Raw genomic sequence first — 13137 nt, forward strand, 5'->3', positions numbered from 1 at the left:
TGAAGTTGGGTTTGTATAAATTGTTACTGTTCCACGCCGTTAAAATCATCAGCAGATAACCGCTGAATAAATTCAGAATGACTGCCATTCCGGTGATGGATAGAAACCTGTCCTCGCAATTGCTGCTTCAGTTCATCAATGTCTGCGTTGTTTGCATCGTCAGAAAAGAACATTGCAATGGAGACTGAGGGGAATGGCTGCGCCAGCATCCGTGTATGGAATGTCTTGTTTTCGAGGATCTGGTGTTGTAACCAATACTGACGCCACTCCTGATAGAGCGCCGGTGATATTTGCCGTAATGTTTCAGCATCTGTGTCAGTATTCATGTCGATCCCCTTTTCAGCTGCGTGGTGAATTTCAAGGCAGAAATCCATAAATTCCGCATACAGTGCTTGACCATCAAACAGGCTGGTTTTGAGATTGGGATCGAAGAAAATTAATTTTTCTATATGTGTGTGCGGCATTAATTCGGATAAAAATATCTCATGCTGTAATAACGCCGCCAGCATTTCTGCACCGAGGGAATATCCCCCCAGCCACAAGGGGCGTGATGGTGATAAATTGTCTGCCTGTAATTTCAGGGCGTTAAGCAGTGCCGATTTAAACGCTGACGCAGACAGGTTTTCAACAGCCGCAGGCTGTAGGGTCAGAACAGAAACAGTTACCCGACCCGCTAAATTATTTGCCAGCGTCTGTAGTTCCACCAGACTGCCCAGCGCTGGTGGTAACAGCAACAATTTCGGTAGAGCCGGATTGTTCTCATTCAGGTATTTTTCGCGGAATATCGCCTCATAATTACCGTTCAGCCGCGCTTTAATCAACGCCCACTGCTCGCCTATCGTGGCATTGCGGAACACATCAACCGGGCTGAATATCACCTCAAACACCTTTTCCAGTTGACCCGCCAGATGTACGGCACTTAACGATGAACCCGATATCAGGAAGAAATCGGAATTGAGGGTCAGTGTGCCTTTATAACCCAGACATTTTCTCCAGCACCCCATTAGATTCTGTAATGTCTCATCGGTGATAAGATCCGGCTCTTGTTGTTCATGTCCAAACCACTGCTGGAACAGCTGCACAATCTGTTGCCTGTCCATCTTGCCTATCTCTGTACGGGGCAGACTTTCTACCGGAAAGATAGCCGAGGGCAGATGAGAACGCGGGTAATGGCGAGCCAGATATTGCTGCAATCCTGACTGGATATGCGCTTTTCCTTCAACCGCTAGCACCAGACAGGCCTCCGGAGTACCGGCAAACGCTACGGCAGCACCCGCTGCAAGGATCCCCGGATACTGTCTGGCTCGGTTTTCCAGTTCCCCCAGACCAATAAAATTACCGCGCACTTTGCAGCTGTTATCCATGCGCCCTTTGAGATAAAACCGGCCATTTTTATCCACCATTGCCAGATCGCCGGTACGGAAGAAAGCCCCCTGTTCATCCTGTCCAAATTTTTCGGCTGTCAGCTCAGGGTCATTCAGATAGCCGTGCTGTGCAAACTCGCCATAGATCACCATCTCGCCCCACTGCCCGGCTCTGAGTGGTGCGCCATATTGATCCACCACACTGAAAGCGACATGCGGCAAGGGTTCACCAATAGACAACGCGGTATCGGATGGCAGTTCTGCGCAATTCACCATGGAAACAGCGATACAGGTTTCTGTCGGGCCATAACTGTTCCAGATCTGGGTTCGGTCAATTAACTGATCAATATCGCCACGGGTCAGAAAATCTCCGCCACTAATGCAGACTCTGGGTAAAGGCGATAAATCCGTCATCCGGTTCCAGACGGAGAACAGAGCCGGAGCAGCAGAGATAATATCCGGTTGGTAACGGATCAGAAACGCTTTCGCTTTCCTTTCATTCAGTAAACTATAGCGATCCGCAATAACACTGGTACCGTGTAATGCCCAGACCAGCAGGATCTCTTCAAGATAACCGTCGAAGCTGGGGGAAAACTGTTGAACAACCCGCAGGCTTTGTTGTGTTGATGATGGTTCGGTTACGGGTTTTAATGCCAGCCGGTTAATCAGCGAATCAATATACTGCGCGGCAATGTCCGCGCTGACGCAGATACCTTTCGGTCGCCCTGATGTGCCAGAGCTATACAATATCCAGCCAATCGGGTTGTCATCACGGGATTTCACGCTGTGAAAATGATGCCAGTCCAATGTTGTAGCATTGATTTCGCTATTTAGGTCTGAATGATTTAGGTCTAAATTCAGTACCCAATCAGGTTCTGCGTGGCGGATAACTTCATTAAGACGCTCTTGCGGTGTTCCTGTTTCCAGCGCCAGATAGGTTGTACGCGTCAGAAAACAGGCAGCCAGAAATGCCTGCATCTGGCTGCCCGTATGCCCGATAATCAGCGCCCGCCGGATAGCGCTGTGGTTCAGTATTTGCGTATAAGCCGCAGTTAATTCTGCAAATTCTTTCCAGCTGATGGTACTGTCACCCTCAATCACCGCAGGGCGTCCCCCTAATGTCTGGAATGCGGTCAGCAGCAGGGTATCAATAGGCACCGCAGGTGTACTGCGCTGTACAGGCCGGAGCGCTTTTCGTGTCCCGTTCTCAGGTTCAATCAAGTCATTCACCTGCAACACAGTGGGGTTATGATGCATAATCCGTTGAAAAATAGCCTGATAACCGGCGATAAGAGCCGCAATTTGTGTTTCCGTGAAAACATCAGAATGGAATTCCAGAACCAGTCGATAACCCTGTGCAGTACGGACGACAGAAAGCGTGATCGCTTCTCCGGCTGGTTCCAGTACATTATCCTCGTCCGATATTTCATCGAACTCTTTGGAAAAATCTTCGGCAATATCAATGTAGTTATAGGAAATATTCTGGAGAGGATTACTGCCGAACATTCTTGGGTCACGGTTCAGCAACGCAAAGGTTTCTTCAATGGGGAAAAATAGATGTTCCGTAGTCTGCCACTGCTCATCCGCCAGCTTCCTGACAAACTGGTCAAAATGTTCACCGGATTGATCCAGCCGGAATGCACAGGGCGATAGGGAGACAAACATTCCTACCGTACTCAGCATGAGTTCAGGGCGTAGCGCATTTGCAACGGAAATAGAAAACCGGTTACTGCGCCCTTCACGCGCCACCGTTAGCCCCCATACAGACAGAAATAGTATGGCTGGCGTGATGTTAAATGACTGACACAGCTGTTTTATTTTTTTCTCACTCTTACTCGGCAATGCCCAGTCTGTGTACTTTATCTGCCCGCCCATCTCGATGGCGCTCCGTCCGGACAGAGCGGAGAATGGATCAAAATCCAGTCCTTCCATGTAATTCTTCCAGAACGTTTCGGCCTGAACCCAGACAGGATGTTGGCGGGCATTGACCTGCGCCATCGCATAACGCCGGTAATTCAGTTTAACCGGCGCCAGCGGCGCATCAGCCAGTAACTGTGCAAATTCGTGCTGGAGAATTTCCAGCGAAGGTTTATCCGTCAGGATGTGGTGGATTTGTAACTGCAAACAAGCCTGTTCTGTCTCTGCGTCCTGTACAAAGCCCCTCAGCAGAGGGCCTTCATGCAAATCGAACACCTGCATCTGCCTATTTAGCCACTGGCTCTGGTCATCTGTCAGAATCAGGTCAACGGACAGCGAGGGTAATGTTTCGGCATAGGGGATCCCTTCACTATCGATGCGGTATCGGGTACGCAAAATATCGTGACGATCCACCAACATCTGCAAGGCTTTTTTGACCGCTTCACGCTTACTTTTGCCTGTTTCAGCGTCAGACGTGGTAAATATTCCGGGCGGCAGCGGGATTTTCAGCGGAACAATATTAATGAGCAAATCAGGATACAGGCGGTATTGCGCATAAAGCCGGGCTTCCTGCGTCGATAATGGCCCGCGACCATCCGGTGAAAGCGGAGGCGCCGCATCCAGCAAGCTGAGAAAATCTTCCGGAGCTGCTTTCTTATCAGAAGAACTCTGTGCATCAATCAGTGCCGCCAGTTTTTCAATGGTGTCATGCTGAAAAAACGCCTGCAAAGAAACACTCTGGCTACCGAACTTTTGCTGAACGTCTGCCAGCATTTTTACCGCCCGCAGCGAATGTCCGCCCAGCGAGAAGAAACTTTTATTTACCGCTAGCTCTTCAGTATCCCGCTCTAAATGCCGTTCCCAGCATGTCGCCAGCCATTTCTGCGTTTCTCCGGCAGGTCGGGCATCGGTAGCCTCTTTTTTCAGCAGCTGCTTCAATGCCTGCCGATCCAGTTTGCCGGTGCGGGTCAACGGTAATACGGAAACCAGCGTTATCTGGCCCGGCACCATATAAACCGGTATCCGGCTCAACAAGGCTTCCCTGATATCCTGCTCTGTACTCTGACCGCCATCCATCGGAACGATAAACGCCGCCAGATGAGCATGTCCCCGTTTATCTTCAACGCCAATGACAGCCGCTTCGTAAACCATAGGTAAATCCAATACCTGTCTTTCAATCGCGTCCAGTTCAATGCGGAAACCATTCACTTTGAGCTGGCGGTCACGCCTGCCCAGAATTTCCAGTTCTCCCTGCGCATTCCAGCAGCATAAATCGCCACTGCGATAATATCGCCCTGACAGCCATGCGTTATTCAGGCTGATAAACGTTTTTTCCGTGAGATCCGGTCGGTTGAAATACCCCGAACCCACCCCGATCCCGCCGATCAGTAACTCCCCCGCCACACCGATGGGACAAGGCAGCAACGTATCGGGGAATACCACGGCACACTGGCATCCGCCGAAAGGTTTACCGATAGTGACTTTCTGCTCATTGTGTTCAATCGCGGAATAAGTCGTTAAAACGCCGGTTTCACTGGGACCGTAAACATTAAAGAGCTGGTAATTGTTCTTCTTAAACGTTCGCAAACTTTCACCACCGAAATAAAGCTGGTGGAGTGTGGGAATATCCCCCTGCTCCATGATGTCTTCAGCAAATACCGTGGTCGTGAACAGCGCATCAATCCGGTTTTCCCGCAAAAACGCGACACACTTTTTCGCATCCAAACGGGCTTCTTCCGGCACCATAACCAGCACCTGATCTCGTGTTAAAACCTGCACACACTCCAGCACAAAATAATCAAAAATATGATTGGATACAGAGGCAAGGCGTCGGGGAGTTGGATGAAAATTAGCGGAACCGCTCAGAAGATACATTTCGGTGCTGAGGCTGAGTAATGCTTGATGAGTATTGATACAGCCTTTGGGTTTTCCTTCACTACCCGACGTCATCACAATAAACAGAGGATCATCGAGGCTGACAGATTCCCCCTTAAGCAACAGTTCTGCCAGTAACGGTTTCTCCGTTACCGATAATGTTGAAAACGCTGACTGTTCCGGAGCAACAGCAAGGTAATCAGGCAGAATAACCACCTGACAACCATGCTGGCGGAATAAATTCGCCCACTGGCCTGAATGTGTCTGCTCCGTGTTTTGTAACAGCACCGTTCGGGTGCAATGCAGTGCAATCACATCCAGTAACTGCTGCTCCGGCATACTGTCTGATTGCAGGCAGAAAGACTTACCAATGCGCATACAGGCCATTGCCGCCAGTGTGGTTTCCACGCCTTTGGCACCAATAATCAGGATGCAATCCCCCAATGAATCCCAGTGAGGAAACAGGGGTAAGGTCAGTAAATTTTCCGTGTAGTGCGCGAGCTGGGTAAAGTTAACCGTCCTTCCATCAACCTCTATAAATACAGTATCTGCTCTGTCACGAATTGACGCCGTTATCGCCTGAGCGACATTCAGATATTGCAATGTCTGCCGCTGTGAAACCGGCGCGGACAAAGCACGTAGCCTCTCCTGCTCCGGCTGAGGTATCCAGTTCATTGATGCCAGTAATGCCACTGGTTCAAAGACCATACTGCTCAACAAACAGACCAACCGCTCCATAAATAACGCAATCAGTTCCGGTGCTATTTTTTGCAGATCAAAGCGGACATGCAGTACGGATTTTTCCGCATCGGCCTGTAACCAGATCGCCAGTACTTCAGACTCTGAATCCATAAATGGAGGCAGTGTTTCCGAATAACCTACTAAAATTTCTGGCAATGTCGGCATCATGGAAGATACCGTTTGCGGTGGCAGATCAGAAACCAGTGCTGCAACTTGTTTCCAGCGGTTCAGCTCTTCGCCAAACAGACGTTTTACCGGTTGTTCCAACGCTGTTTCCGTCAGGTGCCATTTCATCGGAACCCGATATCCGCCCATTATTGACCGGGTATTTCCCGTTATATCACTTTCGCCAACCGCCCATGTCAGACAACCTTCCGGTTCATGGCAATGCAGAAAGGCAAGGTAGTTAACCGCAGCGGAAAACAGGGATAGACGATGTAATGGTGAAGCTGCTGCCATAATGAAAAGCCGGTTATTCAGTGTTTCCGGCAGGGGCAATGAGGTGATGGCAAACTCGGTATTGATTTCCGGCATCGATTGCGCCAGCACAAAAAAAGGACACCCCTGATATTCGGTGTCTACCTGTTGGCTAATATACTCTTTTATTACCTGTTTTCTGACGTTCAGTGCAATAGGATCATTAATGAACATTTCTTCGTGCCTCACTTATTCAGGGCATTCTGTAAAATTGAACTAAACAAGACTCCCCAGTTTTCCACTTTCTGGGCTGCCCTGAATGAAAATGCTTCCAGATGCACATCAAAACCCGCCGGATGCTCTGCAATCTCACAGGTCAGATCCCAGTGTGATTGCCCGTCTGAAACATGGGAGGTTTCGAGCTGGTAGCAGGAAATACCGCAGATACAACCGTCAAATCCTGCTTTCTGGAAGTAACCGAAAAACGTCGTCGGCATTAATGCCTGACCATGCAGCACTGGATAGCGGCTCTGTAGCTCTTCAGCATCAAACAGATAATGGCGACAGGCTTCACGCACCTCTTGGCTTACGGTGGTAAAATCTTTCTGAGCATTTTTCTCATCATCTGCCTCACCATATAGAGTCACCCGCACGGGAAGCACTGCCATCAAAGGCGCAATCACAGCCTGTTGTTCCAGCCGATCACGACCATGAAAAATAGTGGAAATAAGCTGTTCTGAGGCGGATGGGATAAAAGATGCTGCAGAATGTTCCAGATAAGATTTCAGGCGTAAAAACACCGTCATAAAGAATTCAGGCACACTGATCCTGAAATGCGAAGTGAACGCTTCAATCTGCGCTTTTTGTTCAGCGCCCACCGTGACCAGACAGGAACCCGTAACCATCTCTTTGCTGTCATCAGGACAGGAAGCCAGTTGCCAGCCCTGTAATTTTGTATACCAGAACTCAGCATGTTGCTGGCGCAACGTGGCAAATTCGCTACCGTAGAACAAGGCGGAATAGGCTGCCAGACTAACGTCTGGATCGGCGTTATCTGCGGTAGCCAGTTCATCAAGAATACGCATCAGACCGGAACCATCGATACAGGCGTGGGAGAAATCCAGCAGTAACATCGGGTTTGGTTCCGCCACCAGCCACCGACCACGGACATTCATCCCGTCTTCCAGTGAAAACGGGCGGATAAAATCACGTAAATCGTCTTCCAGCGATCCAAGACTCTGACGTTTTTCCAGCCGGAACATAAACCGCTTGGCAGGCTGTAGATACAGTTCGTTATCCACCAGCATAAATTGCGCACTTAATCCCAAATGGCGGGAAAGTACCGATTGCAGTAAGTTACGCAATAGTTTCAGATCAGGTTCAACTTCAAACGACAGGGCAATAAAACTGTTATTACTCAAATCCTGCGGATTAAGTTTCAGCGCTTTATAGATCGATTTTTGCGGCGGTAAGGCACGGATTAATCCGGCAGCAGCCGGTTCAGGCAAGGAGATTTCCGCTAAATCAGCCGTGTCAGCTTCGTTCAGTGTGGCATCAATCAGTTCTGCCTGCGAAGCGAGATCCAGATGGCTGACTATCGAACTCAGCAGCAATCCAACGCCAAATTCCTGTTTTATCCGCATCATAAGCGTAACAGCCAGTAATGAATGGCCTCCCGCTTCGAAAAAATGGGACTGGCGGCCCAATGTATTCACGGTTAATGTATTCACGGTTAATAATTCGCGCCATAACTGCACCAGCCTGATTTCCGTTTCAGTGCGGGGAGGTTCGATATCCTCCTGCGGCATGACGGAAATATCGGCAGGAGCAGGCAACGCCCGGCGATCCAGTTTACCGTTGGCACTGAGCGGAAGTTCCGCCAACCACACAATATGAGAGGGGATCATAAATGCCGGTAAACAGGTCTGGAGATGCTGTTTCAGCGCCGTTGCAGAGGTATCGATGCAATCTGGGGCAGCGGCTGTGACATAAGCCACCAGACGGGCACCGCCGGAAATATCTTCCCGCATCATCACAACGCACGCTTTGACACTCTCATGGGACAGTAGCGCCATTTCGATTTCTCCTGTCTCAATGCGCAGGCCACGTAATTTAATCTGAAAATCATTACGCCCCAGATATTCGATATCACCGTCCGGTAAATAACGCGCCACATCGCCGGTACGATACATAATTTGTCCCGCTTCCGGGCTGAAAGGATCACGGATAAATTTTTCTGTGGTCAGTTCCACCTGATTCAAATAGCCACGCGCCACACCAATACCGGCAATATGCAATTCACCCGCAACACCCACAGCTGTTGGCTGCAAATAATCATCCAGAATATAGAGTCGGATATTGTCAATCGGTTTACCGATAGGGATCACACTTTTCTCAGTGAAATTCTCCGTACTGCCTTCCCGCAAACTGCAATCCCATGCCGTCACATCAATGGCGGCTTCCGTCGGCCCGTACAGATTATGTAATGCCACAGCGGGAAACTGTTTGTGGAAACGCAACACACTATGAGCCGGTAGCGCCTCACCGCTGCAAAATACCTGTCTGAGAGAGGCAGCGACGTCTGGCCGGGCATGTTGCAGAAATACCGCCAGCATTGACGGAACAAAGTGCAGGGTTGTGATATTGCGCTGGCAAATCAGGGCACTTAAATAGAGGGGATCTTTATGGCCTTCCGGTTCAGCAATCACCAGACGGGCACCATACATCAGCGGCCAGAAAAACTCCCAGACAGAGACATCAAAACTGAATGGCGTTTTTTGCAGCACCGTATCATCGGCACTCAATGAATAAGCTTTCTGCATCCATACCAAGCGGTTCACAACGCCCCGGTGTTCATTCATAACCCCTTTCGGTCTGCCGGTTGAACCTGATGTGTAGATCACATAGGCCAGATGGGATGATGTCAGGCCAATCGCGGCTGGCGGTAAATTATCCCGGCTTAATGCAGACCACTCAGCGACATCTTGATTTAAGTTAATCACACGGGCGGCTGTATTTGCGGCATAGTCCGCCAGCAAGGTATTTATTGCCGGTGAAATTCCGGTATGGGATAACACAGCGCGGGGAGCCGCGTCATGCAGCATATAATCGAGCCGTTCCCTTGGATAATCAGGATCGAGCGGCACATAAGCGCCCCCTGCTTTCAGGATCGCCAATAAAGCCACCACCATTTCCATACTGCGTTCCATGCAGATCCCCACCAGCGTATCCGGCCCGATTTTCAACTCATTCCCCAGATAGTGCGCCAGTTGGTTGGCTCTTTGATTAAGCTGGTTATAACTCAATACCTGATCGGAAAATTCCAGCGCAATAGCCTCCGGCGTGCGCTGAACTTGTGCCTCAATCAAGGTGTGAAGACAGATATGGCGGGGAAAATCGGCTTGTGTTCTGTTCCATTCGCCTACTATTTTTTTTCGTTCCTGTGCTGGCAGGATATTCAGACGACCGATTTTTTGTTCAGGAGTATTTGCCAGCGCCGAAGTCATTTCCTCCAGCGCGGTCTGCAAATAAGCGCAAATCAGTTCAGGATCGATTTCCTGCTCAACCTGCGCATTGATAACAAAGTCCTGACCAAAATCATCAACATTGATTGAAATGGGGTAATTTGTCCGCTCCATAATGCCGGAGTAACGAATCCCCTCCACGGCGGAAGGGTTCAGTGCCTGAAAGGGTTCTGCTGATGGGATATTACGCATTTCGCTGTGACGATAGTTGAACAGTGAAGTGAACAGCGGCGTTGTTCCCATCGTTTGCACTGATTTTTGCGCCTCAGCCAGTGAAGCCTGTTCATACCTGACCAGTTGCGTCAGTAGATCTTGGGTTTCCCACAGACATTCCAGTACAGGCTGGTTACACAGATTAACGCGCAGTGGTAGCGTATTGATAAACTGCCCCATCGCATTAGCCGCCAGTTCTCCCGCAAACAGGCGCCCCAGTAACACCGTACCAAACACCACGTCATTCTGTCCGGTCAGGCAGGCAATCACCTTAGCCCACGCCAGATGAAAAATCGCCGCAACGCTGACTCCGTGCATTCTGGCCTGCTGGCGTACCTGCTCCCCCAGTTTCGCAGGCAAAGAGTGCCAGAATTCGGCAATAACAGCATAGCCCCCTAAATAGCGGTTGATCCCAAAGGGCGCCGGCGCTGGCTCATAACCCTGTAATAAGGTATCGAAGAAAGGTTTTTGCCCTTCGGTATGCGCTGCATGGAAGAGCTCGACCATGGTCTGTTTGAATGATTGCGGGGCACTCTCATCCGGTGACGGAGGAATTAACAGAGATGCAGATAACTGCGTTTCTATTTCCTGCTGCATTTTTTCGATAGTGGTATGGTCTACCGTCATGTGATGAAGCAGATGCAGCAATACCCATTCGTTCTGCTGGTTATCATAAAAATAAAGGCAGCGCTGCAAAGGCGCGTTGGTCATATCAAAATGTTCGATAGCAGAGTTACAGTAGCGTTTCAGAGCCGTTTGCAGGTCTTCACCCTCTGCCATCGCTTTCAGCTTCTCACCAACATTTTCAACCGATAATTCAGCGTGCCGCCAGACCACCTGCACCGGCTGAGAAAGCCCTTCGTAATGAATACTGACACGGAGCGCATCATGACGGGCAATGATGTGGCGCAGCTCATCAAGGTAGGAATACAGTAAACCTGCATCACGGAAGCAGGTCACCTGCCACAGAATATAAGGATCAGCCGCCGGATTCGCCAGCGAGAAATAGAGCATTCCCTGCTGCAATGGGCCAAGCGGGTAAATATCTTTGATATTATCAGCCCCGCCGGGAATCATCGCAGATAACCGCTCAATTTCCTCCTCACTCATCAGAGTCCACGGAACTGATATTTCTGTTCCGGCGGTTTCCTGCACCTGTTCGACACGCCTCTGCAATTGTTCCGCCAGTTCTGACAGAACCGGATACTGATATAAGGTGTGCGCATCAACCATCAAACCACGGTGACGCAACGCCAGCATCATTTTCGTCACCAGCAGAGAATGCCCACCCAGTTGCAGGAAGTGTGAATGTCGCCCGATTTTTTTGATACCCAGTAAATCGCTCCATACCTCTGCCAGTGTCTGTTCCAGCGGATTAGCCGCTGGCGCGATGTCCTGCCGGAAGAGTTCATCGGCAGCAATTACCGGAAATGCTCTGCGATCAATTTTGCCACTGGCGGATAGCGGGAAATCCGCCACAATAACGATAGCTGTCGGGCACATATAATCCGGCAGTGTCTCGCGGGTAAACTGCAAAATGCTCTCTTTTACACGTTCCTGAGACAGACGCTGTAAAGCCCATTCAGAAACAATGATAAAACCGATCAGCCGCTTTTCTTCTGTGCCTTCTCCCTGAACAATCACTGCGGCATCTTTGACGAGGGCGTGTGTCATCAGTTGTGCCTCAATTTCTCCCAGCTCCACCCGATACCCGCGTATCTTGACCTGAAAATCAATCCGCCCAAGGAGTTCCAGCTGACCATCAGCCCGCCATTGCGCCAGATCACCTGTCCGGTATAGGCGCCTGTTCTGGTTATCGATCACCATATCGATAAACCGGGCTTCCGTTTCTTCCGGTCGTCGGTGATAACCGTTGGCTAACGGCAGACCTGCCACACACAGTTCCCCCGCTGAACCGTCGGCAACAAGGCGGTTTTCTTCATCCAGCAAATAGATTTCTGCGTTATCAATAGGCAGCCCGATATTCGGCAACACGGGCCACTGATCGGCATTTCCGTTCAGAGTATGGGCGGTGACAACATGGGTTTCTGACGGCCCATATTGGTTGTACAGACGGCAATGGGATAAGGTTTTGAAAAATTGCCGGATGGCAGCGGTTATCACCAGCTGCTCCCCTGCAGTTATCACATTGCTGAGACTTTCCGGATAACGGTCTGCCGCTACTGCGGAGGAAGCCAGACTGTTTAATGCTACATAAGGCAGAAATAGCCGCTCAATGCGCTGTTCAGATAGAAATGACAACAGCGCCAGCGGGTCTCGCCGTAATTGATTGGCGATCAATACCAGCTCGCCGCCACTGCATAGTGTGGAAAATATTTCCTGAAAAGAGACATCAAAACTTAACGGCGAAAATTGTAGCGTCTTTTGCCCGCTCTGATTTCTGACGGCTTCTTTATCAAGGAGAGCCTCTTGTCGGGTTTTGTTCTGCCATATCAGTAAATTCACCAGCGCCCTGTGCGGCATACAGACGCCTTTAGGTTTTCCGGTTGAGCCGGAGGTATAGATAAGGTAAGCGAGGCTGTCAGCCGTACTGGTTGGCACTAAATTCTTATCGTAGTTTTCCTCATGGTCGGAAACAGAAAAATCGGGCTGATCCAGATTGATATATTCAACCGCAGCGGGCAAAGAATGGATAGACTCATCGCGGGTGATAACAGCAGAGACACCGGAATCACGCAGAATATAGGCCTGACGTTCAGCAGGATAACTGAGATCAATCGGCACATAGGCCGCTCCTGCTTTTAACACCCCAAGAACAGCCACAATCATTTCGATGCTGCGATCCAGATAAATCCCGACCGCTGCAATTTCATCACCGGAATGCGGCTCTGAAAAATAGTGGCTGCGGAGATAATGCGCCAGCCTATTTGCCCGCTGATTAAGCTCCGCATAAGTTAACGTCAGCTCTCCGAACCGCACAGCGATGGTCTCCGGCGTCTGTAACACCTGCCGCTCAACCAGTTGATGAACAAGATATTTATGGCACGTCGATAACAACGACTTATTAGACATAACTCGCTTCCTTTAACTCAATATTTGCCACGGGATGCTGTGGTTAATAAAAA

General features: G+C 49.8%; 2 protein-coding genes. Both read right to left on the reverse strand.

Translation table 11 applies throughout. The annotated features are described in order from the left end of the window. Window positions 1-23 precede the first annotated feature (23 nt). Window positions 24-6548 carry an AMP-binding protein gene (locus tag ABLA76_RS00840; RefSeq protein ID WP_348986503.1) on the reverse strand — a complete coding sequence of 2175 codons (6525 nt, stop codon included), beginning with the start codon at window positions 6546-6548 and terminating at the stop codon, window positions 24-26. An 11-nt stretch (window positions 6549-6559) separates the two neighbouring features. Beyond that, window positions 6560-13084, reverse strand: a complete 6525-nt coding sequence (locus ABLA76_RS00845) for an amino acid adenylation domain-containing protein (protein WP_348986504.1) — start codon at window positions 13082-13084, stop codon at window positions 6560-6562. Window positions 13085-13137: the final 53 nt, after the last annotated feature.

It is taken from the genome of Xenorhabdus sp. SGI240 (genome assembly GCF_040081915.1).
GTDB classification, from domain to species: Bacteria; Pseudomonadota; Gammaproteobacteria; order Enterobacterales; family Enterobacteriaceae; genus Xenorhabdus; species Xenorhabdus bakwenae.